27 protein-coding genes are annotated in these 23,545 nt (G+C 39.4%); 25 read left to right on the forward strand and 2 right to left on the reverse strand.

Annotation, left to right across the window (positions count from 1 at the left end):
• Positions 1-198: 198 nt before the first annotated feature.
• On the forward strand, positions 199-1,023 hold the full coding sequence (locus tag KHA95_RS09840) for a hypothetical protein (RefSeq protein ID WP_213137318.1): 825 nt from the start codon (positions 199-201) through the stop codon (positions 1,021-1,023).
• Positions 1,024-1,051: 28 nt separating this feature from the next.
• Here KHA95_RS09840 and KHA95_RS09845 read toward each other — a convergent pair whose 3' ends face one another.
• Positions 1,052-1,744, reverse strand: a complete 693-nt coding sequence (locus KHA95_RS09845; protein WP_213137319.1) for a universal stress protein — start codon at positions 1,742-1,744, stop codon at positions 1,052-1,054.
• Between the two features lie 438 nt (positions 1,745-2,182).
• Between KHA95_RS09845 and KHA95_RS09850 the strand changes: the two genes are divergently transcribed.
• From KHA95_RS09850 to KHA95_RS09880, 7 genes are read left to right on the forward strand one after another with little or no spacing between them, the layout of a single operon-like run.
• Positions 2,183-4,594, forward strand: coding sequence for a Na+/H+ antiporter subunit A (locus KHA95_RS09850; RefSeq protein ID WP_213137320.1), 2,412 nt, complete (start codon positions 2,183-2,185; stop codon positions 4,592-4,594).
• Positions 4,581-5,003, forward strand: a complete 423-nt coding sequence (locus KHA95_RS09855) for a Na(+)/H(+) antiporter subunit B (RefSeq protein ID WP_213137321.1) — start codon at positions 4,581-4,583, stop codon at positions 5,001-5,003. Before KHA95_RS09850 ends, KHA95_RS09855 begins: the two co-directional genes overlap by 14 nt.
• 3 nt (positions 5,004-5,006) lie before the next feature.
• Positions 5,007-5,342, forward strand: a complete 336-nt coding sequence (locus KHA95_RS09860; protein WP_213137322.1) for a Na(+)/H(+) antiporter subunit C — start codon at positions 5,007-5,009, stop codon at positions 5,340-5,342.
• Positions 5,335-6,819, forward strand: a complete 1,485-nt coding sequence (locus KHA95_RS09865) for a Na+/H+ antiporter subunit D (RefSeq protein ID WP_213137323.1) — start codon at positions 5,335-5,337, stop codon at positions 6,817-6,819. The genes KHA95_RS09860 and KHA95_RS09865 overlap by 8 nt, the downstream gene beginning before the upstream one ends.
• Before the next feature lie 31 nt (positions 6,820-6,850).
• Positions 6,851-7,333: a Na+/H+ antiporter subunit E gene (locus tag KHA95_RS09870; RefSeq protein WP_213137324.1), complete on the forward strand. Its 483-nt coding sequence runs from the start codon at positions 6,851-6,853 to the stop codon at positions 7,331-7,333.
• The gene (locus KHA95_RS09875; protein WP_213137325.1) at positions 7,333-7,617 is read left to right on the forward strand and encodes a Na(+)/H(+) antiporter subunit F1; all 285 of its coding nucleotides are present in this window, start codon (positions 7,333-7,335) and stop codon (positions 7,615-7,617) included. Before KHA95_RS09870 ends, KHA95_RS09875 begins: the two co-directional genes overlap by 1 nt.
• Positions 7,595-7,951, forward strand: a complete 357-nt coding sequence (locus KHA95_RS09880; protein ID WP_213137326.1) for a Na+/H+ antiporter subunit G — start codon at positions 7,595-7,597, stop codon at positions 7,949-7,951. The genes KHA95_RS09875 and KHA95_RS09880 overlap by 23 nt, the downstream gene beginning before the upstream one ends.
• 250 nt (positions 7,952-8,201) lie before the next feature.
• Here KHA95_RS09880 and KHA95_RS09885 read toward each other — a convergent pair whose 3' ends face one another.
• Positions 8,202-8,444 carry an indolepyruvate ferredoxin oxidoreductase subunit alpha gene (locus KHA95_RS09885; protein WP_213137327.1) on the reverse strand — a complete coding sequence of 81 codons (243 nt, stop codon included), beginning with the start codon at positions 8,442-8,444 and terminating at the stop codon, positions 8,202-8,204.
• Between the two features lie 169 nt (positions 8,445-8,613).
• On the opposite strand from KHA95_RS09885, the gene KHA95_RS09890 reads away from it, so the two are divergent.
• From KHA95_RS09890 to uvrB, 17 genes are all read left to right on the forward strand, one after another.
• Positions 8,614-8,898, forward strand: a complete 285-nt coding sequence (locus KHA95_RS09890) for a hypothetical protein (RefSeq protein ID WP_213137328.1) — start codon at positions 8,614-8,616, stop codon at positions 8,896-8,898.
• Positions 8,899-9,011: 113 nt separating this feature from the next.
• The gene (locus KHA95_RS09895; RefSeq protein ID WP_213137329.1) at positions 9,012-9,341 is read left to right on the forward strand and encodes an ArsR/SmtB family transcription factor; all 330 of its coding nucleotides are present in this window, start codon (positions 9,012-9,014) and stop codon (positions 9,339-9,341) included.
• Positions 9,342-9,368: 27 nt separating this feature from the next.
• Complete coding sequence (locus KHA95_RS09900) at positions 9,369-11,444, forward strand: heavy metal translocating P-type ATPase (protein WP_213137330.1); 2,076 nt, start codon at positions 9,369-9,371, stop codon at positions 11,442-11,444.
• A gap of 58 nt (positions 11,445-11,502) precedes the next feature.
• On the forward strand, positions 11,503-12,204 hold the full coding sequence (locus KHA95_RS09905) for a winged helix-turn-helix domain-containing protein (RefSeq protein ID WP_213137331.1): 702 nt from the start codon (positions 11,503-11,505) through the stop codon (positions 12,202-12,204).
• Between the two features lie 2 nt (positions 12,205-12,206).
• Positions 12,207-13,988, forward strand: a complete 1,782-nt coding sequence (gene pnpS / locus KHA95_RS09910; protein WP_213137332.1) for a two-component system histidine kinase PnpS — start codon at positions 12,207-12,209, stop codon at positions 13,986-13,988.
• A 167-nt stretch (positions 13,989-14,155) separates the two neighbouring features.
• Positions 14,156-15,157 (forward strand): PstS family phosphate ABC transporter substrate-binding protein, encoded by a 1,002-nt coding sequence (locus tag KHA95_RS09915; protein ID WP_213137333.1) that lies wholly within the window; start codon positions 14,156-14,158, stop codon positions 15,155-15,157.
• Positions 15,158-15,220: 63 nt separating this feature from the next.
• The gene (gene pstC, locus KHA95_RS09920; protein ID WP_213137334.1) at positions 15,221-16,168 is read left to right on the forward strand and encodes a phosphate ABC transporter permease subunit PstC; all 948 of its coding nucleotides are present in this window, start codon (positions 15,221-15,223) and stop codon (positions 16,166-16,168) included.
• Complete coding sequence (pstA, locus tag KHA95_RS09925; RefSeq protein WP_213137335.1) at positions 16,168-17,046, forward strand: phosphate ABC transporter permease PstA; 879 nt, start codon at positions 16,168-16,170, stop codon at positions 17,044-17,046. Before pstC ends, pstA begins: the two co-directional genes overlap by 1 nt.
• Positions 17,047-17,071: 25 nt before the next feature.
• Positions 17,072-17,866, forward strand: a complete 795-nt coding sequence (pstB, locus tag KHA95_RS09930; RefSeq protein WP_213137538.1) for a phosphate ABC transporter ATP-binding protein PstB — start codon at positions 17,072-17,074, stop codon at positions 17,864-17,866.
• A 12-nt stretch (positions 17,867-17,878) separates the two neighbouring features.
• The gene (gene phoU, locus KHA95_RS09935) at positions 17,879-18,538 is read left to right on the forward strand and encodes a phosphate signaling complex protein PhoU (RefSeq protein WP_213137336.1); all 660 of its coding nucleotides are present in this window, start codon (positions 17,879-17,881) and stop codon (positions 18,536-18,538) included.
• Between the two features lie 94 nt (positions 18,539-18,632).
• Positions 18,633-19,280 carry a YfbR-like 5'-deoxynucleotidase gene (locus KHA95_RS09940; protein WP_213137337.1) on the forward strand — a complete coding sequence of 216 codons (648 nt, stop codon included), beginning with the start codon at positions 18,633-18,635 and terminating at the stop codon, positions 19,278-19,280.
• Positions 19,281-19,319: 39 nt separating this feature from the next.
• A complete protein-coding gene (locus tag KHA95_RS09945) occupies positions 19,320-19,559 on the forward strand; it encodes a DUF2198 family protein (protein ID WP_213137338.1) in 240 nt (79 codons plus the stop codon).
• A 102-nt stretch (positions 19,560-19,661) separates the two neighbouring features.
• Positions 19,662-20,039 carry a hypothetical protein gene (locus tag KHA95_RS09950; protein WP_213137339.1) on the forward strand — a complete coding sequence of 126 codons (378 nt, stop codon included), beginning with the start codon at positions 19,662-19,664 and terminating at the stop codon, positions 20,037-20,039.
• Complete coding sequence (locus tag KHA95_RS09955; RefSeq protein WP_213137340.1) at positions 20,023-20,556, forward strand: RNA polymerase sigma factor; 534 nt, start codon at positions 20,023-20,025, stop codon at positions 20,554-20,556. The genes KHA95_RS09950 and KHA95_RS09955 overlap by 17 nt, the downstream gene beginning before the upstream one ends.
• Positions 20,546-20,758: a hypothetical protein gene (locus KHA95_RS09960; RefSeq protein ID WP_213137341.1), complete on the forward strand. Its 213-nt coding sequence runs from the start codon at positions 20,546-20,548 to the stop codon at positions 20,756-20,758. Before KHA95_RS09955 ends, KHA95_RS09960 begins: the two co-directional genes overlap by 11 nt.
• A 169-nt stretch (positions 20,759-20,927) precedes the next feature.
• Positions 20,928-21,167, forward strand: coding sequence for a DUF2164 family protein (locus tag KHA95_RS09965; protein ID WP_481748426.1), 240 nt, complete (start codon positions 20,928-20,930; stop codon positions 21,165-21,167).
• Between the two features lie 403 nt (positions 21,168-21,570).
• Complete coding sequence (gene uvrB / locus KHA95_RS09970; protein WP_213137342.1) at positions 21,571-23,544, forward strand: excinuclease ABC subunit UvrB; 1,974 nt, start codon at positions 21,571-21,573, stop codon at positions 23,542-23,544.
• The last annotated feature ends 1 nt before the right edge of the window (position 23,545 follow it).

Consider the following 23,545-nt stretch of genomic DNA (forward strand, 5'->3'; position numbering starts at 1 on the left):
CTCCAATGTCTCGTTTCCCATTAAAATCAGGAACCTCGTCCAATAGGCATGATCTAATATCCCATTTCCCAATAGTCGCAGCGCTCAATAAACAATGGTTTGCTGGCTGCACTCATATTTTATATTAATGAATAGTCGTGAAGTAAATTAGGAAAACTTTTTATATGATTAAAAATGATAAAGAAATGGGTGAAATCTATGCGCCTACCTATTATCTTCACATTATTCATGAGCATCCTTTTCGCCCAAAGTGTTCCTGTTTTCGCGAAAAATGAAGGAGTGAGCTTGCACATCGACCTGCTTGATTGGGAAGAGGTAAATGAGATTTTGCCAAAGTATAGTAAATTTACTGTGCTTGATGTAAAAACAGGGAAAAGATTTGAGGTGCAAAGGAGAGCTGGGAGCAGTCATGCTGATGTTCAGCCATTGACCGCAAAAGATACGGAAATCATGAAAGAAATCTATGGTGGTGAATGGAGCTGGAAACGTAGGGCAATCATTGTCATTCACGGAGATCAGTGGATAGCTGCCTCAATGAATGGGATGCCACATGGAGCAGGTACGTTAGACAATAATTTTCGCGGGCATTTTTGCATTCATTTTAATGGGAGTAAAACCCATCGTAAAAATGCGATGGATGAGTCGCATAAGTTGATGATCTTAAAGGCAGCAGGCGAGCTTGATGCTTACCTTGCGAATGCCGATCCATTTACAGTCATTTCTTCCTTTATTGCTGGAATGAAACAGCAGGATGCTGACATTACATCCTTGATTTCTTTTCAAACAATCGATTGGAAGAACATTTTTCGCTCTGTTGAAAATATAAAAATACGGCAGGTTCATGATGTATCGGTCGAGAATAAAACTGTTCTTGAAGTTCCTGTTGAGATTGAATGGATTGATGACCGATCGGAAAGAAGGATCTATCAAGGCGATGTTCATCTTATTCGTATTGCCCCAACAGATGTTTGGAAAATAGATAGTGTTCGCTTCTTTAAGGAAAGCGGAATGATACAAAAATAAACAAAGAGGGTGATGAAAATATGATTCATCACCCTTTCTTTAATGCTTCCTCTTTCATAAACGGACAAGTATTTAAAGGATCTGTTACTTGATCTTCAGTAATATGGACTTGGCATGTTTTATGATTATCGATAAATTTGAACACGCCATTATTAAAGTCAGTACCAATTTCTTTATAAAAAATTCCCTCGTATTGTACATCTTTTGAACTTGAGAAACGAAGGTGATATTGGTCTCCTTCTTTTACTAAATATCCGCGTACACCCTTTTCATAGTATTCCTCTTCGACACCTTTGATTGAGCGGTCAACAGATATGACGTGAAAATCAACGAATGGAATATCTCTTAATAGGACATTAAGAAAGGAACCTTTTGTAATTTCTTCCCATCTGCTTTGGGCCGTCTGGCCGATAATAATTTGGGTTGTATTATATGCTCTGGCAATTTCACCAATGACTTTACTTGGTGGACGTTTTTCTTTATCACGCATAATGAAGCCATCGATGTTTAATTCTTCGATTAATTCTTTCCAGCTTTCAATGTATGCTGATTTTTCTGCATCAAATTCATCGTATGGAAGGGGATCTACTGTCAAGACGTAAATAGGACAGTTAAACATACTAGCCAATTTATGTCCACGCCTAATCAGACGTTCTCCATTCGGCCCATAATATACACAAACGAGAATGCATTCGTCCATACGACCATTTGCTTTTTTCACAGCGGTATTCACCTCTTAAAATAATATCTCACCATAATGGCTAGATTGTAAAACATAAATAAAAATGTCAATGTCAATCTTAAAACGAAGCAAGCTTCTAGTCAAGTGGAGGTTTCTTATTGTACAGAATATGATTCTTTAGTGTATAATTCATACTGAATATACTATGCAGTCATCTCATACGTAGACTGTTCTGTTAACTCAACGTATACGCTCTTTTAATTGGAAGGGTCCTCTAAAAAGTCTTCATACATTGCCAAGGTCAAACGATATATTAATTTGATTAGGCTTTCCAGAGTTCTTCATATTTTTATTATGATTTGTTCGTTATTCATAAATAATGCGCGGTAAGGAACGCTCCATCACTGTGCCAACGTAAGAGCTATGCACCTCTGGGTTAACTCCCACTCATCATTATATGGAATTGGAGGTTTGGCTTTGAACACTGTCATCACCGCGATTATGTTGCCTTTTTTAGCAGCAGTACTTATTTCACTTCTTTACAAGCGATTGCCGCGGACACGTATTGGTTGGTTCGTCCTTTTTGTTCCTGTCTCATTATTTATTATCCTTGCCCGCTACATCCCTGCGATCGCCAAAGGAGAAACATATTCATATTCAATCGATTGGATTCCATCCTACGGAATTCGTTTCTCAACCTATTTGGACGGTTTGAGCATGATTTTTGCTCTTCTGATTACCGGAGTAGGTAGCTTGGTCATACTTTACTCCATTTACTATTTATCTGCAAGGGAATCTCTTCATCATTTTTACATATACTTGCTTTTATTTATGGGCGCTATGCTTGGGGTCGTATTTTCTGACCATCTTTTCGTATTATATGCGTTTTGGGAATTAACGAGTATATCTTCGTTCTTGCTAATCGCTTTTTGGTATCATCGAAAAAATTCAAGATATGGAGCACAAAAATCATTACTTATTACAGTGAGTGGCGGAATTGCCATGCTCGTAGGCTTTATTATGTTATTCGTAATGGCTGAGTCAGCAAGTATCCGTGAGTTAATAGCAACGTTTCCTTCGTTATCGAATGAATCGTTATTTTTACCTGCAATGATTTTAATCCTGCTCGGTGCTTTTACAAAATCTGCGCAATTTCCCTTCCACATATGGTTGCCTGATGCAATGGAAGCCCCGACACCTGTCAGTGCTTATTTGCATTCAGCAACGATGGTCAAAGCAGGCATTTACCTCATTGCCCGGTTTACACCAATTTTTGGCGGCGATGCGATCTGGTTCTGGCTAATTAGCGGTGTTGGAATATTCACTCTGTTTTGGGGTTCATTGAATGCGGTTCGTCAGATCGATTTAAAGGCATTGCTCGCCTTTTCAACGGTTAGTCAACTTGGTCTCATTGTAAGTTTATTCGGTCTTGGCTCTGTTGCACTTTCTTTTGGCTCAAGTACCGAGTCAGTTATTTATACGCAAGCAACATTTGCAGCACTTTTTCACCTTGTGAACCATTCAACATTTAAAGGCGCACTTTTCATGGTCGTTGGAATAATCGACCATGAACTAGGGACAAGGGACATTCGAAAACTTGGTGGACTAATGGCATTAATGCCAATCACCTTTACGATCGCGATGATCGGAAGCTTTTCGATGGCCGGATTACCTCCATTTAATGGTTTTTTAAGTAAGGAACTGTTTTTTGCGGCTACCTTGAATATACAACAAGTTGATCTCTTCTCACTAGCAACATGGGGCTGGTTATTTCCAGTCATAGCTTGGATCGCCAGTGTGTTCACTTTCGTTTATTGTATGATTATTGTATTTAAAACGTTTTTTGGTGCATATCATCCAGAAAAACTGGAGCATCATGCGAAAGAGGCGCCAATTGGCATGCTGATCTCACCGATCATCCTCGCTTGTTTTGTCATTGGAATTTTCCTTTTCCCGAATGTTTTAGGAGATTCATTATTACGTCCCGCAATGACAAGTGTTTTTCCTAGCATCGCCCAAGTAAGTGAGCAGTTGCCATCTATTTCGATTTGGCATGGTTTCAATGGTCCTTTATATATGACGATCGGAGTCATTGCAATGGGCGTACTTCTGTTTCGCATTCTCCGCCGCTGGCAACCGGTATATCGTCTCTTACCGCCTGAGTGGAGTTTAAATGCATTGTATAATCTTGCTCTTGTCCAAGCTGAGGAGCGTTCTGAAAAGATTACAAGATCGTATATGACCGGTAATTTGCGTGACTATGCGTTATATGTGTATTTGTTCTTTTTTATAACGATTGGCGGCGGATTGTATTTAACAGGGGCATTTTCATTCGATATGTCTAACAATGCTCAGATACGAATATATGAGTGGATATTGGTATTTGTTATGATGATTGCTGGGGTTGCAATTCTATTTGCAAAATCCCGATTGACTGCGACATTATTAAATGGGGTGCTAGGCTATTCAATTGCTATTTTCTTTGTATTGTTCCGTGCCCCAGACTTAGCACTTACTCAGCTCGTTGTGGAGACCGTAACGACGGCATTATTTTTACTATGTTTCCGCTTTTTGCCTGAATGGAAAAAGGAAACATACAAGCGGAAGACGAAAGTGTTTCATGCCATTATTGCGATTGCGACTGGCACGCTTGTCACCTTGCTAGCATTATCTGTTCAAAGTAATAAAATGTTTGAAAGCATTTCAGTCTACTTTGAAAATGCCTATGAGCTTGCAGGTGGAAACAATATTGTTAATACGATTTTAGGGGATTTCCGTGCCTTTGATACAATGCTCGAAATTGTTGTCCTTTTCATCGCAGGGCTCGGTGTATTTACGTTAATTAAGCTGAAGGCTGGAAAGGAGGAGCAGAACATTGAAAATAAATGATGTCATTTTACAAACTGTGACAAGAATCGTTGTGTTTATTATTTTGACACTCGGTGTATATTTATTTTTATCCGGTCATCATAATCCGGGTGGTGGTTTTATCGGTGGTCTTGTTCTTGCTTCAGCCTTCGTATTGCTTTATCTTGCCTTTGATATTGAGACTGTTCATAAAGGGACGCCATTTGATTTTAAAATTGTCGCCGCAATCGGTGTATTTATTTCAGTGACGACAGGTCTTGGTTCTTTATTGTTTGGTTCTCACTTTTTAACGCAAACATTTGCTCATGTCCATTTGCCTGTTCTTGGGGAAACAGAACTAGCAACGGTCGTCCTGTTTGAAGTAGGTGTTGCTTTAACCGTTGTTGGTACAGTCGTAACGATTATTTTAAGTATAAGTGAGGATGTGTAGCCTATGGAAACGTTAATTACCATCCTTGTTGGGATATTAGTAGCTGCTGCTACGTATTTAATTCTTTCACGTAATTTAATTCGCGTCATTTTGGGAACATCCCTTCTTTCACATGCGGCGCATCTTCTCATTATGACAATGGGCGGGCTTAAGAACGGGAATGTTCCATTATTAGGGGCGGGAGCGCCATTTGTGGATGCTTTGCCACAGGCGCTCATATTAACGGCGATTGTCATTAGCTTTGGAGTGACTGCATTGCTCCTCGTCTTAGTGTATCGATCCCACCAAGAAGCAGAAAAAGACGATGTCGCCCAAGTAAGAGAGGTAGACGATGAATAATATTATTGTATTACCGATGGTCATTCCAATTTTGACGGCAATTATTCTTGTGTTCTTTCGCTCTTATATCCAAGTACAACGATGGATGAGCATACTTGCCATGATTGGAACGACCGTAGTTAGTTTATATATTTTAAATCAAATTCAAGCCGAAGGAATTTTGCATCTTGAATTTGGTGGCTGGGCCCCACCTTATGGGATTATTTTTGTCGCTGATTCATTTTCGATGCTGCTCGTTTCAACGACAAGTATCGTTACGGCGATCTGTCTTTTATATGCATTTTCTTCAATTGGACAAAAGCGAGAAAAGATGTTTTTTTATTCGTTTGTTCAATTATTAGTCGCAGGAGTGAATGGTTCATTTTTAACGGGTGATTTATTTAATTTATTCGTTTGCTTTGAAGTCATGCTCGTTGCTTCATATGTTCTCATTTCACTCGGCGGAGAAAAAAGGCAATTAAAAGAATCGATTACGTATGTAGCCATCAATGTATTGTCTTCATGGTTTTTCCTTATTGCAATCGCATATGTGTATGGGAGCGTAGGAACGTTAAATCTCGCTCATTTATCATTAAGAATTGCAGAAGTAGGACAAGGGCCGCTATTGACGACGATCAGTATTTTATTTTTGCTCGTCTTTAGCCTAAAAGCAGGACTCTTGCTTTATTTCTGGCTTCCGGGATCATATAGTGTGCCGCCGGTTGCGGTTGCTGCTTTATTTGGAGCGTTATTAACAAAGGTGGGAATATACGCGCTCTTCCGTGTATTCACATTGCTCTTTTATCATGAACCTTCAATCACGCATACTATTATCGGAATTATGGCTGCACTCACCTTAATAGGGGGGAGTATTGGAGCGATTGCTTATAAAGATATTCGCCAAATTGTTGCCTATAATGTTGTCATTGCAGTTGGATTTATTTTAGTCGGTTTAGCTGTTTCAACAGAGGTAGCCATTGAAGGATCTATTTATTATTTAGTACATGACATGATCGTAAAGGCGTTGCTTTTCCTCCTAGCAGGAACAATTATTTCTTTAACGGGAGTGGCTAGCATTGATAAGATGAGTGGACTCATTCGAAATTATCCATTATTAGGCTGGCTGTTTTTCATCGTTACATTATCATTGGCGGGCATTCCTCCATTCAGTGGCTTTCTCGGAAAAATATTAGTCGGTCAAGGGGCGATTGAAGCTGGTTCATATGTATTACTTGCACTGGCGTTTATTTCAAGTATTTTTGTCCTTTATTCTCTTCTTCGTGTATTTATGGGATCTTTCTGGGGAGAAACGACAATTAGTGAAGAAGATGAGGTTCCGCTAAAACGTAGTCTGCTTATTCCGTGTTCACTGCTCGCTTTTGGAACAGCCATTTTAGGGCTTGGCGCAGAAGCCATCTCTGTTTACGTGAGTGATGCTGCGTATACGTTAATGAATCCAAGTGTGTATATTGAATCGATTTTAGGTGAAAGCAAATGAGAAGTTTTCTTAAAGGAAGAGGTGAAGATGCATGCCAGCCCAATTTATATTGAACTTATTCATTGCTACGCTTTGGATGTTATTAAGAGATGAGGATGTACCGAGATTTTCCACTTTTTTTGCTGGCTTTCTCGTCGGAATCCTTATTATATTTTTAATGCAGCGTTTCTTTGGAAAACAATTTTATTTACGGCGAGCCTATTCTATATTGAAGTTAATCCTTATTTTTATCTCTGAACTTTTACAATCAAGCTATGTTGTGCTCGTACAAATATTAAGTCCAAAGCTTCGGATAAAACCCGGCATTTTTACTTACGAAACAAAATTGAAAAGTGACTGGGAAGTAACGACTTTGGCGATGCTCCTCACGTTAACACCGGGTTCAGTCGTCATGGAAGTAACACCAAATGGTAATAAATTTTACATTCACGGAATGGACTTAGAGAAATCGAAAACTTCTTTATTACAATCTCTTGCAAAATTTGAAAAAGCAATCATGGAGGTGACACGATAATGATCGAAATGATGTTGCATATCTCTCTTATATTATTTATTGTGGCCATCGCAATTGTACTTTATCGAATTGTTCGGGGACCATCGATGCCTGATCGGGTTGTGGCGATGGATACATTGGGAGTAAATCTTATATCGGGAATCGCCGTCATCTCAATATTATTAAAAACGAGGGCTTTCCTCGAAGTTATCCTCATTATCGGGATATTGGCATTTATTAGTACAATTGCCCTTTCGAAATTTATTGAGAGGGGTGTAATCGTTGAACATAAACGAGATCGTTGAGTTTTCCGCTGCTTTGCTTATTTTATTAAGTGCGATTATTAGCGTGATTAGCGCAATTGGAATGATTCGTTTTCCCGATGTTTATACACGAATTCATGCGGCGACAAAAAGCACGACATTGGCTGTTTTGCTCACATTGACAGGTGCGTTTATTTATATTTGGTCGACAGAAGCATTCATTAGCGTCAGGCTTCTGCTTGGAATTGTCTTCGTATTTTTAACTGCACCCGTTGCTGGTCATCTCATCATCCGAGCGGCCTATCGCTCCAATGTAAAGCTATCCGATTTATCAATTGAAGACGAATTGGGAAAAAAGTTTAGTAAGGAAAAATAAAAGTGGAATCTGAATGAAGTGAGTCAATGGATTTTCGCTCCAGGCGGAAGCTGACCACTCCAATCAAAGGTGTTCTAAAGTAAAATTATTTAAGGGACTTTTTAAGTGGTCTAAAGAAGGGGGAACGGGAGGCCCCGCAGGTGCGTTCGGCACCGAGAAGGCTCCCGATCCGCCTGAAGCGTAAATCAACAGTATAGATGAATCTTTGTATTAGTTTCCAGTGCCGAAAAACGCGGTCGAACCATTACAATTATTGCGCTGCTCCAAAAAATTCACGTGCTTTTTCTAGATAGACTTCGTCTTCTGGAAGAAGTTCTTCCTCGTGGAAAATGGCATCAACAGGACATACTGCCTGACATGCACCACAGTCGATGCAAATATCTGGGTCAATAAAAAACATATTTTCCCCTTCTTCAATGCAGTCAACTGGACATACTTCTACACATTCGCCAAACTTCTCACCTTCACATGGTGAAGTAATTACATACGCCATATAAAAACCACCTTTATTAAAAGTTAACTAAGTTAGCGCTTTATCCATTGTAACATAGATTCCATTTGATGAAACATGACGAGTAGCCGTTCGCAATGATTGGATATTACTGTAATATGTTATATAATAAAGAAAAATCTATTTTTTTACACAAAAGGAGATTCGAATCATGACACATCAAGAATATGAAGTACTGATTGATAAGGCGATTAAAAATGCACCAGACTGGCTCAAAACGGATCTTGAACAAATTGCTGCGAAAGAAAAAGTAGACTTACGTATTAGTTATGTAATATCCGAACTCCATCAAAAATACACGTTCAATGTTCAGCATATCATTGCGGCTATGGGACTAATGACGTCCGAATGGACAGTTACTTCCCGTCACCGTTTAAATTATATTGACAATAATATTGACTTAATTCAACATATGATCAAAAGAATAAATGAATAAAAAACGCCATCAGGCGTTTTTTTTTGTTTGACATTTTTTCATGTATTGCATACACTAACATTAATAGATGAATACATATTCATATATGAATATTGGTGAAAGGTGTGAATGGAATGAAAAATGAGCAAATAAATCCTCAGCTTCAGGATGTGGATGATCTAGATGAGGAAACACTATTTATTGTCTCGCAAACATTTAAAGCATTATCAGAGCCGACGCGAATTCGCATCCTGCACTTATTATCTGATCGAGAATGTTCGGTGAATGAAATTGCTGATAAGCTAGGACTATTACAATCAACGGTTTCCCATCAACTGCGTTTTTTAAAGAATTTACGGTTAGTGAAGTATCGCAGAGAAGGGACGACTTTATATTATTCTCATGATGATGATCATGTCATGAATGTGCTTGAACAGACAATAGATCATGCCAGACATCATTGATTCAATTAGGAAAGGGGCATGAGTAACATGGCAGAATATAAGCTTCAAGGTCTATCTTGTGCGAACTGTGCGCGGGAAATGGAAGAAGAAATTCAGAAGCTTGATCATGGGGAAGATGCAAAACTCCTTTTTAATTCGAGCAAGCTCATAGTTTCTGACGAGGTCGCACTTGAAAAAGTTGAAAAAATACTAGCAACAGATGGAGCAAGACTTGTAAAAGAAACAGCAGATGATGATCATGAGCATCACCATGGAGATGGAAAAAGGCTTCTATGGTTCATTGGTATATCTGCACTTTTATTTATTGCAGCAATCATTGTAGAAAGTCAATGGAGCGCAACGGCAGCTATTTTTCTATTCCTGGCAGGAGCTGCATTAAGTGGTTATTCCACTTTTATGAAAGGTTTGAAAAACTTATTTGCATTCAAATTTAATATCGATACATTAATGACGATTGCTTTAATCGGTGCTTTCGGAATTGGCGAATGGAAAGAAGGAACATTAGTCGCCATTTTGTTTGGAATTAATGAATATCTCGAAGGACTCGGGATGGAAAAAGCACGAAGATCAATGGAAGCATTGTTAAAAGTGGCACCAAAGGAGGCGACTCTTCTTCAAGATCATGGTGAAAAGATCATTCAAATTGCCGAATTACAAGTGGGTGATCTCGTCCTTGTAAAATCAGGAGAAAAAATTCCGTCAGACGGCGTGATCGAAGAAGGGAATAGCTCCGTTAATGAAGCCGCGATAACAGGTGAGTCAATGCCGATTAATAAAATGCCAGGTGAGCAAGTGTTTGGCGGCAGTATTAATAATGAAGGCGTGTTAAAAGTCCGAATTACGAAAGGGTATGAAGATTCTTCACTCGCGAAAATTTTGCATCTCGTTGAAGAAGCACAAGAAACGAAAACACCGACGGAGCAATTTATTAATAAGTTCGCGAAATATTATACCCCGCTTATTATGGTGATTGCCGCAATCGTTATGATTTTACCGCCTTTATTTGGCGGTGATTGGGGAGCTTGGTTTTATCAAGGGTTAGCTGTCTTGATCGTTGGCTGTCCTTGCGCATTGATCATCTCTTCGCCGATTGCGATTATTTCTGGAATTGCCCGCAACGCTCGCAACGGCATATTAATTAAAGGCGGAGTCTTTTTAGAGCAGCTCGGCTCAATTCAAACAATCGCTTTCGACAAAACCGGAACATTAACGAAAGGTGAGCCGCATGTTGAAAAAATGAGCGTATTCAATGAGCAATTATTTTTCCAAGTGGCCGGCTCAATTGAAAAATCGTCCTCGCATCCATTAGCAAAAGCAGTGATGAAAAAAGTAAATGAGTATGAGTTTACCTTTGAAGATCCAGCCCATATTGAAACGATTGCCGGTCAAGGAATAATGGCCGAAGTTTTCGGGACAACGTATTGGCTTGGAAACGAAGACAGCATTCCACCATCTGCCAAAACATCAGAAATTCAAAAACAAATAGAAGCTTATGCGGACGAAGGACTAACGATTGTGGCAGTTTCTGATCAAGAACATGTACTTGGCATCTTCGGGATCACGGATGAAATTCGCCCTGAAAGTAAAGGAATCGTCTCTGAGCTTTATAAAGCAGGGATAAAAAATGTTGTCATGTTGACAGGAGATCATGAAAAGAGTGCTGAAAAAGTGGCGAGCGCGACAGGTTTAACGAACTATTATGCTCGTTTATTACCTGATAAAAAAGTAGAAAAAGTAAAAGAGTTAATTAAAACGGGGAAAACTGCGATGGTTGGAGACGGAATCAATGATGCGCCAGCACTTGCGAGTGCGGATCTGGGCATTGCAATGGGGAAAGGAACCGATAGTGCAATTGAAACAGCCGATGTCGTGTTAATGCAAGATCATTTAGGGAAATTACCAACGGCTATTCAAATCGCTAAACGCGTGAATACAATCATTAAATTAAATATTTCGCTTGCATTAGGACTGAAAGTAATCGCCCTCCTGTTAACGATCCCAGGCTTATTAACATTATGGATTGCTATACTTTCTGATATGGGCGCAACCGTACTTGTCACATTAATCAGTTTGACAATTCTGATCGAAAAGCGTAAAAATTAAGATAGAAAATATACCTCTATGATTTGCTTCATAGAGGTTTTTTGTAGGAGGCGGGGAAGTGAAAAAAGTGCTTGTTGTTGAGGATGAGCCCTCAATTGCTATGTTGTTGCAATACAATTTAGAAAAGGCGGGATTTTCGGTCATAACAGCAAACGAGGGAAATACAGGTTTGCAAATTGCTATGGAAGAAAAGGTAGAGATGATTATTCTTGATTTAATGCTCCCGGGGATGGACGGGATGGATATATGTAAAACACTTCGGCAGGAAAAGATCAAAACGCCCATTTTAATGCTAACCGCTCGTGACGATGAATTTGATAAAGTGCTTGGCCTTGAGCTTGGAGCCGATGATTACTTAACGAAGCCGTTCAGTCCTCGCGAAGTGATTGCAAGGGTTAAGGCGATTTTGCGTCGCTCTAAAATGAATGAAGAATCGATTGAAGATACAGAAGAGAAGACGAATATTCAGATTGGCGACTTGACTGTTTTTCCAGAAAAATACGAGGCAGAACTGGCGGGGGCAAAGCTCGATCTCACGCCAAAAGAATTTGAGTTATTGCTTTATCTCGCTAACAATCAAGGGAAAGTATTAAGTCGAAATCAGCTCTTAGATGCGGTTTGGAATTATGATTTTGCCGGTGACTCCCGCATTGTTGATGTTCATATTAGTCATTTGCGTGAGAAAATCGAAGAGGATACGAAGCGCCCTCTTTACATTAAGACGGTTCGTGGCTTTGGTTATAAATTGGAGAAACCGTAACGATGCATAAATTATGGCTACGAATCACATTTTCATTTTTACTACTGATGTCTTTTCTTCTACTCATTTCTGGATTTTTTCTTGCGGAAATGATGAAAAATACATATTTTGATTTGAAAGAAAATCACCTTATTCAAACGGCTAATCTGACTTTGAAAGCTATTGAAATGGATGAAGCCTCTCTTTCAGAAGACCAATTGGAAGAGAAGATCAGAGCCTTAACATCAACGATCACGGCCCGGGTTACGATCATCGATCGTAATGGAGCGGTCATTGCAGATTCCGAAGATGATCACTACAAAATGGAGAACCACGCTAATCGTCCTGAATTTCAGCAAGTGATCGATGAGAATCAACAATCGGGTCTGTCCATCCGATACAGTGATACACTCGGATACAATATGATGTATGTAGCAGTTCCGATCGTGATCGATCAGGAAATAACCGGTGTAATTCGGACATCCCTTACGCTCAAAGAGATTGAACAGGCGATACGAAAACTGTGGGTAAGTATTGCCCTCGTCTTGTTGACAGCCTTTTTATTAACGGGTCTTATTGGGATGAGATTGGCAAAAGGAATTTCGGGCCCAATTGAAGAGATGATTCAAGTATCTGAGAAACTAAAGGAAAAAGACTATACCGCTCGAGTAAAAGCAACGCCTAAAGGTGAACTAGGTCAATTGACCAATGCGATCAATATTCTTGCCGCTAGCTTGAAAAACCAAATGGATAAAATCCAAGAAAATGAACAGCGGCTTTCAGGTGTATTGACGAATATGGTGAGCGGTGTTCTCCTTGTCGATATTGACGGTCATATCCTTTTAGCTAACCGGGCAATGGGGCAGATGTTAGGGGAAGATCCCGATCAATTTATTGGAAAGCTCCATATGGAAGTGGGAAGAAATGCGGACTTGAGCGGACTAATTGACCAATGCCTATCAACGGGAATGGAATTAAGAGATGAAGTCCACTACTATTATCCGAGAGAGCGGATATTAGATGCCCATCTTGCCCCATATGTTGATGAAACAGGGAAAATTAAAGGGATTATCGCCGTTCTCCACGATGTGACGAATATGCGTAGGCTAGAGAAAATGCGAAGTGAATTCGTAGCCAATGTTTCCCATGAATTAAAAACACCAATTACCTCTGTAAAAGGATTCGCCGAAACATTACTGGATGGGGCGATGGAAGATGAGGCGCTGCATCGCAGTTTTCTTACGATTATCTATGAGGAAAGCAGCCGGATGCATCGACTGATCAATGATTTGCTTTATCTTTCAAGTATTGAACATCACCGGATTCCGTTAACGAGCGAAAATGTTAATTTTTCCGATGTAGTAGCGAGTACTGCAAATACGGTGCTAGAAGAAGCGGCAAAAAAGAACTTAAAAGTGAGCCTACCTGAAAAGAAAGAGATTTGGATCGAAGGAGACAGGGACCGGATTCAGCAAATTGTCCTTAATCTACTTTCCAATGCGATTTCCTATACACCTGCTGGTGGAGAAATTTCTGTTGCAATCGATGTTGAGAGAGAAAACGTAAAGTTGAAAGTGAAGGATACGGGAATTGGGATTGCTCAAAAAGAGTTGCCAAGAATATTTGAACGCTTTTACCGTGTTGATAAAGCCCGCTCACGCAGTTCGGGTGGTACCGGGCTTGGACTTGCGATTGTAAAGCATCTTGTGGAGTCGCATCATGGAATGATTGATGTCAAAAGTATTGAAGGGGAAGGAACGATCTTTATCGTTACGCTTCCGATCAAGCAAGAAACAGAAGATTGATTTAGTGTACCCTACATTCATTGTAAAGGATGTAGGGTGTTTTTATATATTTTCAACAGGATCTTTACAATATCTTTACAATTGATTAATCGTAAATTGATAAATAAACAGTAAGATAGTCCTTGTAGCAAACAAATAAAACGAACAAAACAGGGGGAAATCTTACAATGAAATTAAAATCCGCATTCGCTACATTGACATTGGCTTCAGCATTTATGCTTGCAGCTTGTGGCAATGGTGATGGAAGTACTACAAATAATGGTAATGCTTCAAATGAAAATCCATCAAATTCACCAAAAGTAGAGGATACGGCTAATGACAAATTAACCGGTTCAGTAGGAATTGATGGTTCATCAACAGTTTTCCCAATTTTTGAAGCTATTTCAGAAGAATATGCTGCGGTTCAACCAGATGTGAAGGCACCTGTTGGAGTTTCAGGAACTGGCGGAGGTTTTAAAAAGTTTATCGCGGGTGAAACAGATATTAGCAACGCCTCGCGCCCGATTAAAGATGAGGAAGCCCAATTATTAAAAGATGGTGGTATTCCATACACAGAATTTGAAATTGCCTACGATGGTCTATCTGTCGTCGTTAATAAAGATAATGATTTTGTAGATAATTTAACAGTCGATGAATTGAAAAAAATGTGGGTAGAAGATGGTAATGTGAAAACGTGGGCAGATGTACGTGAAGGTTGGCCAGAAGAACCGATCACATTCTATAGCCCAGGAACAGATTCAGGAACATATGACTATTGGAATGAAGTCATTCTTGAAGATGAGCAAATGAGGAAAGACGCAACATTATCTGAAGATGATAATGTCCTCGTACAAGGTGTAATGGGAGATAAAGGCGGTATTGGTTTCTTCGGATTCTCCTACTACATCGAAAATAAGGACAATCTAACAGTTGTTCCAATTGTGAATGGCGCGGGTGAAGCTGTTACTCCAGATCATGACACAATTATGAATGGGGTATATGAACCACTTTCACGTCCATTGTATTTCTACGTTCGCAATGATTCTTTGTCAGGCAAGCCTGAAGTATATGACTACGTAAAATTTGCAATTGAAAATGCAGGTACATTGTCAGAGGAAGTAGGCTACATTAGCTTGCAAGAAGATGAATATAAAGAAGCTCTTACGAAATTAGAAGAAGCTGCAAAATAATATCCGAAGGTGAGAGGAAATTTCCTCTCACCTTAACTATGAAAATAGATGAGGAGTTTTCATATGGCTTTTAAAACAGAAAAAACATCTGTTGCAACGATCATTGAAGAAAATAAAAGAAAAAACAAGTATAAACAAGGGTTAGTTGAAAAATCTGTTCCTATCTTTCTTTTTATTATGGCAATTATCTCGATTTTAACGACAATTGGTATTGTCGTTACATTACTATTGGAAACAATTACGTTCTTTGGACGTGTTCATATTATAGATTTTATTACGAGTAAAGAATGGTTCCCATTTTTTGAAGCAGATCCTCAATATGGAATCATGCCACTTATTAGCGGAACATTGCTCGTTGCATTGATTGCGATGCTCGTTGCGATCCCAATCGGTCTGGCAACGGCAATTTATTTAAGTGAATATGCAAGTGAGCGAGTTAGAAAAGTAGTGAAGCCGATTCTAGAAGTATTGGCTGGTATACCAACGATTGTATATGGATTCTTTGCATTAACATTCGTTACTCCTTTTTTACAAAAGCTTGTGCCAGACTTAAATTTTTTCAATGCATTAAGTCCAGGAATTGTTGTCGGGATTATGATTATTCCAATGATTGCCTCCCTTTCAGAAGATGCGATGAGCGCTGTACCAAGATCAATGAGAGAAGGGGCGTTAGCACTAGGCTCAACAAAATTAGAAGTATCATTAAAAGTCGTTTTGCCTGCTGCTTTATCAGGAATTATCGCTTCGTTTGTTCTCGGTATTTCCCGTGCGATCGGTGAAACGATGATCGTGACGATTGCAGGTGGTTCCAAACCGAATTTAACCTTTGATCCGACCGAAACGATTCAAACGATGACTGCTTATATTGTGCAAGTTAGTTTAGGTGATGCGTCATACGGATCAACTATTTATTACAGTATTTATGCCGTTGGAATGACGTTATTTATTTTTACACTTATCATGAACATCATTGCCCAATGGATCTCTAAACGATTTAGGGAGGAGTATTAATGGAGTTAATTAATAAAGAAAATGTAACGAAAAGAATCGGTTCACGAATTTTGAAAAACACGCTATTAAAGTGGCTGTTTTTACTCGCTACTTCATTTGGTTTAATCGTATTAGCGGTTTTGATCTATCGAATTTTTACGCAGGGATTTGGCTATTTGGATCTTGATTTTTTCACGAATTTTGCTTCGCGCAGACCTGAAGATGCAGGAATAAAAGCGGCGATCTTCGGGACGATATGGCTAATGGCTGTAACTGGTCCGGTATCGATCATATTAGGAGTTGGCTGTGCGATCTACCTTGAACTATACGCAAAGAAAAATAAATTCACTCGTTTTATTCAAATGAATATTTCCAATCTAGCGGGCGTTCCTTCAATTGTATTTGGTTTACTAGGTCTTACCGTATTTGTTCGGATGATGGAAATGGGAAGAAGTGTGCTTGCAGGTGGATTAACGATGAGCTTGTTAATTTTACCGATCATTGTCGTTGCTTCCCAAGAGGCGCTTCGTGCTGTTCCAAAAGATCTTCAAGAAGCTTCGTACGGAATGGGAGCGACGAAATGGCAAACGATTCGCCGCGTCATTTTACCGGCAGCGATTCCTGGGATTTTGACAGGCGGGATTCTTGCTTTATCAAGGGCGGTAGGGGAAACAGCCCCACTCATTATGATTGGTGCCTTAACTTTTGTTGCCTTCATTCCAGAAAGCATTTGGTCCGGATTTACCGTCATGCCGATTCAAATATTCAACTGGACGAGTCGTCCGCAAGTCGCGTTCCATGATGTAGCAGCCGCTGGAATCATCGTTTTATTAGTGATGCTCGTTCTCATGAACTCGATCGCAATCATCATTCGAAATAAATTTTCTAAACGATATTAATGGAGGGATCAATTTGAGCATAACAATGGTAAAAGAACAACAAAACGAATCGACGAGAACTCCAAAGGACTTCGTATTCCAAGCGAAAGACTTTAATCTTTGGTACGGTGAGGACCATGCATTAAAAAATATTAATTTTGATATTGCAGAAAATCATGTTACCGCAATTATTGGACCGTCGGGCTGTGGAAAATCGACTTTCGTTAAGTCACTTAATCGGATGGTCGAGTTAATTCCGACTGTAAGGATGTCAGGTGAATTGCTTTATAGAGGAAGAAATATTTTAGATAATAAGTACGGTGTAGAAGAATTAAGAACAAAGGTGGGAATGGTTTTTCAAAAGCCGAATCCTTTTCCAAAATCAATCTATGAAAACGTCGTTTATGGTCCGCGCATTCATGGTATTCGCGATAAAAAGCTGCTTGATCAAATTGTGGAAACGAGCTTAAAAGGGGCAGCAATTTGGGACGAAGTAAAGGATCGATTACATGAAAATGCATACGGGTTATCAGGTGGGCAGCAGCAGCGTCTTTGCATTGCAAGATGTCTTGCGATTGAGCCGGATGTCATTTTAATGGATGAGCCTACTTCCGCTCTAGACCCAATTTCTACATTAAAAGTGGAAGAGCTTGTTCAAGAGTTAAAAGAAAAATATAGTATCGTTATTGTGACGCATAATATGCAGCAAGCTGCGCGTATTTCCGATAAAACAGCCTTTTTCCTTAGTGGTGAGTTAATTGAATATGATGAAACGTCTACAATGTTTTCCAATCCGACGGATAAAAGAACGGAAGATTATATTACTGGTCGATTTGGTTAAGGAGGAAGTTCGATGATTGTAAGAGGGCAATTTGAAGAACAATTGAAAGAGTTACATCAGCATCTCCTTACAATGGGAATGTTGGTTGAAGAAGCTGTGCACCATGCGGTGAAATCGCTCGTTGATAAAGATGAGGAGCTAGCCAATACGGTCGTAGCGAAGGATAAAGCGATCAATGATGTGGAGTTGGAAATCGAAAAAAGATGTTTGACTTTGATTGCCTTGCAGCAACCTGTTGGCAGTGATCTACGTAGAATTGCCACAACATTAAAGGTTTCCACTGATCTGGAAAGAATGGCCGATCATGCTGTCAGTATTGGTAAAACAACACTAAAATTAAAAAATGAAACATATGCAAAACCGCTTATTGACATTCCAAAAATGGGCGAACTTGTTAAGAAGATGGTGCACGATGTTCTTAGTGCGTATATCGATATGGATAAGGAAGCGGCAATCATGGTGGCGAAACAAGACGATGTGATCGATGCCTATTATAAAAGTATTTTCACTGAATTAATCGATCTCATGAAAAATGATCAAGCATCGATTAATCAGGCGACACATCTGCTGCTTGTCGCCCAGTTTTTAGAACGAATCGGCGATTATGTCACGAATATTTGTGAAAGCATCGTCTATATGTCGACAGGTAAAATGATTGAGCTAAATGATTAATTCGATATCGACTTTCGCCTTTTAGGAGGCGGAAGTCGATTTATTTTTCTCAGCGTGATACAATCGCGTAAATAACAAACGGTAGGTGAAAAAAATGGGCGTTCATCATTATTTTAAGAGCTTATCTGATTTGGAGAAAATTTATCGTTGTCCAGGCAAGTTTAAATTTCAGGAACATTCCGTTGCGAGCCATTCATTTAAGGTGACGAAAATCGCCCAGTTTCTTGGAACAGTCGAAGAGCAGGCAGGAAGTACAGTCGATTGGCGACTCCTATATGAAAAAGCATTAAATCACGATTATGCAGAGCTTTTCACCGGAGATATTAAAACGCCAGTGAAATACGCTTCAAAAGAATTAAAACGTCTATTTAATGAAGTAGAAGAAGAAATGACAAAGAAATTTATTGAAAAAGAATTCCCAAAGGAATTTCAGGCGGTTTATTTAGAGCGATTTAAAGAAGGAAAAGACGAAACGCTTGAAGGAATGATTTTATCGGTCGCAGATAAAATTGATTTGCTTTACGAATCATTTGGGGAAATTCAAAAGGAAAATCCGGAGCCGCTTTTCCAAGAAATATATGAAGAAGCATTAAGCACGATTTTGCTATTTAAAGAAATGAACTGTGTAACATATTTTCTTGAGCAGATTTTACCAGATATGCTGCGCGAACGATTCATTGAACAAAGTGAATTGGTCGCCATTACTGAAAAAATGGTTGAGGAAAGTCGCAAGGGCGAGTAAAGTAGATAGTAACGGAGCAATTTTGAGGAGTGTACCGATGTGATCGATAAAGTACTATCTGCGATATTTATGCCTGCGCTTATCATGCTATTTTTTACGAGAATCACATATAGTAAAGTGGTCGGTTTCCTTTTGACCGTATCATTAATTATCGTTTCAGCTTATAAAGGGTATATTCATCTTTGGTGGATGGTCGTCATAGAGGCGGCATCGCTTACGATTGGGCTTTATATTGTCAATCAGATAGAAAGAAAAAAGAAGAAAAAAAGCGTCGAATGAGCGGGAATCCGTGGACATGAGGCGTTTTTTTCGTTCCAATTGAACCTTTTACCTTCCCCAATAGTATAAACATGTAATGAAGTGTAAAGGAAGGTGGCATGAATGCCGATAACAGGTTGGGTGATTAGTAGCATTGTAGCAGCTGTGATTGGTTCGATATTTGTTTTAATTATCGTTCCAATGAATAAAAAAGTCGTACGTGATCGGTGGGGGAAAATCGATTTTGCGAATACGGATCTGTATTTCAAATGGACACGCTGGGACACGATTATTATTCTTTCAGCTGTTTATACAATTCTTAACATAACGGGCTTACTCGTTTTCCTTTTGCGTGGTGATACGATTCAAAGCCCGATCATTCAATATTTTATCCATCAAACATTCGTGTTTAGTTTGATTACCTTTATCTGGCTTATCTCAAAGCTTGTTTACGTATTTAAAGGGATCAAAGTGCGGTGGCCACATGAATTCAAAGAATAATCATGCATACATTACGGTAGATATGGATGGGAGCAAGGAGTCGATTGATGAGCTATATGATTTATACAAGGAGCAATTGTATCGATTCGTATACCGCTACTCAAATGATCGCCAATTCAGCATTGATATTGTTCAAGATACGTTTGAGAAGCTCATAAAGAAGAAGCATCAATACATTCCGGAAAAAGGCAGCTTTAAGACGTATCTTTTTCAAATTGCCTATAACACGATGATGACAAAAATGAAGAGACGACAAACGCTTCAAGCGCTTTTTCCCTTTTTAATTTCTTCGTCCGTTCCCACGATTGACTTGGAAGAAAAAATGGTTGTTCGTCAAGCGCTTCAATCTTTGCCAGAAGAACAAAGAGCCGTTGTACTACTCATTTATTATCATGATGTCACACAAAAAGAGGCAGCTGCGATACTGCGTATTCCACTTGGTACGGTAAAGTCACGATTGCATCACGCTTTAAAAAAATTAAAGCACGATTTAGAGGTGGATTTTAATGAAGGATGAAAACCTTAATAAAAAATTGCAGGAATTCGATGTTGATGTCCCGAACTTTCCTATGAGCAAATCGAAGGTCGATCGAATGGCTAATTGGTTATTTGCGGAGGCACCATTACCGAAAATAAATACGAGTGACAAGGGATTAATCGTCGTACAATTAACACCCATCATTCTAATCATTTGTACGATTTTGCCAATACTATTATGATAGAATGTGATGCAAATAGATCGTACCGACAAAAAATTGATAAGCAATAAAAAAATTAACAATGTAAGATGAAGAATCCTATCCACTCGGTATTTGATTGAATTGCAATTGAGCGGTAAGAGGAATAGGGAAAGAAAAAAATTTAGCCTTAATAAAAGGAGATCTCGAAATGTTAATGCCAAATTTGTCAGTTGAGAAAAAACGTGAAATGATCAGGGAAATACAAACGTTTTTCCTTGAAGAGAGAGGAGAAGAAATCGGTGAAATCGCCGCCGAAATTTGTTTTGAGTTTATAAAAGATCGACTCGGACCCGTCTTCTATAATATGGCGATTCATGATGCTAGAGACATAGTTGAACAAAGAATGCAAACACTTGAGGAAGATTTATATGCATTGGAGAAACAATGACGAATTAAATCTTTTTTATGGATGATAGCTTGGAAATTTTGTTTTTGCTTAGAAATCCCGTTAATGGCTTACAAATCTTCGCTATGGCTTAGAAATCCCGTTAACGGCTTACAAATCTTCGCAACGGCTTAGAAATCCCGTTAACGGCTTACAAATCTTCGCGACAGCTTAGAAATCCCATTAATAGCTTGCAAAATCCAGGCAATAGGCTAGAAATTTCATCAACGCCACACTAATCGTTTAGTTGGTAATAAAAACCACCGAAAATACGTTCGTTTTTCGGTGGTTTTTTACAATGGCATTGTGGTAAAATACGAGTATAGTTTGTTTGAGTTCGGGAATAAAGGTGAAGACTTACCTATATCGATGATAGAGCGAAATTATTAATAGGAGGCAATCGGCCTTGATAAATCAATTTGAAATTGTATCTAAATATAAACCTGCGGGTGATCAGCCAAAAGCGATCGAGCGTTTAGTACAAGGCGTGAAGGCCGGGGAAAAGTACCAAACACTTTTGGGGGCTACCGGTACGGGGAAGACGTTTACGGTTTCCAATGTAATCCAGGAAGTAAACAAACCAACCCTTGTTATTGCTCATAATAAAACATTGGCTGGTCAATTATATAGCGAATTTAAAGATTTCTTTCCAAATAACGCGGTTGAATATTTTGTTAGTTTCTATGATTATTATCAACCAGAGGCGTACGTCCCATCGACGGATACATTTATCGAAAAAGATTCGAGCGTTAATGATGAAATTAATCGACTACGGCATTCGGCCACATCCGCTTTGTTTGAGCGAAAAGATGTTGTCATCATTGCCAGTGTGTCGTGTATTTATGGGCTCGGTTCCCCGGAGGAATACCGAGAGCATGTTTTTTCGCTTAGAACAGGAATGGAGATTGAAAGAAATCAGCTTTTGCGTCGGCTCGTTGATCTTCAATATGCCCGCAATGATATTGAATTTACGAATGGTACGTTTCGCGTTCGCGGCGATGTTGTCGAAATCTTCCCGGTTGCACGCGAGGAACAATGCATTCGTATTGAATTTTTTGGTGATGAAATTGATAGAATCCGGGTGGTTGATGCGCTTACGGGAGAGATCATTGGTGAAAGGGAGCATGCGGCCATTTTCCCAGCCTCCCACTTCGTAACCCGCGAGGAGAAGTTAAAGGTTGCGATTGAAAATATCGAAAAAGAGCTGGAAGAACAATTACAATTTTTGAACGAGAATAATAAACTTCTTGAAGCACAGCGGCTTGAACAGAGAACACGTTATGATTTAGAAATGATGCGTGAGATGGGCTTTTGTTCAGGGATTGAAAACTATTCGCGTCATTTAACATTGCGGCCAGCGGGTGCGACTCCATACACATTGCTTGATTATTTTCCTGATGACTTCCAAATTGTGATCGATGAGTCGCATGTCACATTGCCGCAAATTCGCGGCATGTATAATGGGGACCAAGCGAGAAAACAAGTGCTCGTTGATCATGGCTTCCGATTGCCGTCAGCACTTGACAATCGACCATTACAGTTTGAGGAATTCCAGCAGCATATGAAGCAGGCAATCTTCGTTTCGGCGACGCCGGGGCCGTTCGAGCTTGAACATACACCAAAAATGGTCGAGCAAATTATCCGCCCAACCGGACTGCTTGATCCAACGATCGATGTTCGTCCAATCGAAGGACAGATCGATGATTTGCTCGCAGAAATTCGCGACAGAATGAGTAAAAATGAACGGGTCCTTATTACAACATTAACGAAAAAAATGTCTGAGGATTTAACGGATTATTTAAAAGACATCGGAATAAAAGTGCAGTATTTACATTCGGAAATAAAGACATTGGAACGAATTGAAATTATTCGGGAATTGCGTTTAGGGACATACGATGTATTAGTTGGAATAAACCTGCTTAGAGAAGGGCTCGATATTCCGGAAGTATCGCTTGTGACGATCTTGGATGCGGACAAGGAAGGCTTTCTTCGCTCAGAGCGCTCTTTAATCCAAACGATTGGAAGGGCAGCGCGGAACTCAAACGGTCATGTCATTATGTATGCTGATAAAATGACCGATTCAATGGAGAAGGCAATTAGTGAAACGCAGCGACGACGTACGATCCAAGAAGAATATAATCGTAAGCATGGCATTACGCCAACGACGATTCAAAAAGAGGTGCGCGATGTTATTCGTGCAACCGTTGCAGCCGAAGATCCAGCACCATATATGGAAAAAGCGAAAACATATACGAAGAAAGAAAAAGAAAAGCTGATAGCTTCAATGGAGATAGAAATGAAAGAGGCGGCAATAGCGCTTGATTTTGAACGTGCCGCAGAGCTTCGCGATGCAATTTTGGAGTTAAAAGCGGAAGGATGAA

The sequence above is a fragment of the Bacillus sp. FJAT-50079 genome (assembly GCF_018343515.1).
In the GTDB taxonomy this organism is placed as follows: Bacteria; Bacillota; Bacilli; order Bacillales; family Bacillaceae_C; genus Lederbergia.

Coding starts and splice junctions, on each gene's coding strand:
- KHA95_RS09840 (WP_213137318.1), top strand. CDS start 199: ATGCGCCTACCTATTATCTTCACATTATTCATGAGCATCCTTTTCGCC.
- KHA95_RS09860 (WP_213137322.1), top strand. CDS start 5,007: ATGGAAACGTTAATTACCATCCTTGTTGGGATATTAGTAGCTGCTGCT.
- KHA95_RS09865 (WP_213137323.1), top strand. CDS start 5,335: ATGAATAATATTATTGTATTACCGATGGTCATTCCAATTTTGACGGCA.
- KHA95_RS09870 (WP_213137324.1), top strand. CDS start 6,851: ATGCCAGCCCAATTTATATTGAACTTATTCATTGCTACGCTTTGGATG.
- KHA95_RS09875 (WP_213137325.1), top strand. CDS start 7,333: ATGATCGAAATGATGTTGCATATCTCTCTTATATTATTTATTGTGGCC.
- KHA95_RS09885 (WP_213137327.1), bottom strand. CDS start 8,444: ATGGCGTATGTAATTACTTCACCATGTGAAGGTGAGAAGTTTGGCGAA.
- KHA95_RS09890 (WP_213137328.1), top strand. CDS start 8,614: ATGACACATCAAGAATATGAAGTACTGATTGATAAGGCGATTAAAAAT.
- KHA95_RS09895 (WP_213137329.1), top strand. CDS start 9,012: ATGAAAAATGAGCAAATAAATCCTCAGCTTCAGGATGTGGATGATCTA.
- KHA95_RS09900 (WP_213137330.1), top strand. CDS start 9,369: ATGGCAGAATATAAGCTTCAAGGTCTATCTTGTGCGAACTGTGCGCGG.
- pnpS (WP_213137332.1), top strand. CDS start 12,207: ATGCATAAATTATGGCTACGAATCACATTTTCATTTTTACTACTGATG.
- KHA95_RS09915 (WP_213137333.1), top strand. CDS start 14,156: ATGAAATTAAAATCCGCATTCGCTACATTGACATTGGCTTCAGCATTT.
- pstC (WP_213137334.1), top strand. CDS start 15,221: ATGGCTTTTAAAACAGAAAAAACATCTGTTGCAACGATCATTGAAGAA.
- pstA (WP_213137335.1), top strand. CDS start 16,168: ATGGAGTTAATTAATAAAGAAAATGTAACGAAAAGAATCGGTTCACGA.
- pstB (WP_213137538.1), top strand. CDS start 17,072: ATGGTAAAAGAACAACAAAACGAATCGACGAGAACTCCAAAGGACTTC.
- phoU (WP_213137336.1), top strand. CDS start 17,879: ATGATTGTAAGAGGGCAATTTGAAGAACAATTGAAAGAGTTACATCAG.
- KHA95_RS09940 (WP_213137337.1), top strand. CDS start 18,633: ATGGGCGTTCATCATTATTTTAAGAGCTTATCTGATTTGGAGAAAATT.
- KHA95_RS09950 (WP_213137339.1), top strand. CDS start 19,662: ATGCCGATAACAGGTTGGGTGATTAGTAGCATTGTAGCAGCTGTGATT.
- KHA95_RS09955 (WP_213137340.1), top strand. CDS start 20,023: ATGAATTCAAAGAATAATCATGCATACATTACGGTAGATATGGATGGG.
- KHA95_RS09960 (WP_213137341.1), top strand. CDS start 20,546: ATGAAGGATGAAAACCTTAATAAAAAATTGCAGGAATTCGATGTTGAT.
- KHA95_RS09965 (WP_481748426.1), top strand. CDS start 20,928: ATGTTAATGCCAAATTTGTCAGTTGAGAAAAAACGTGAAATGATCAGG.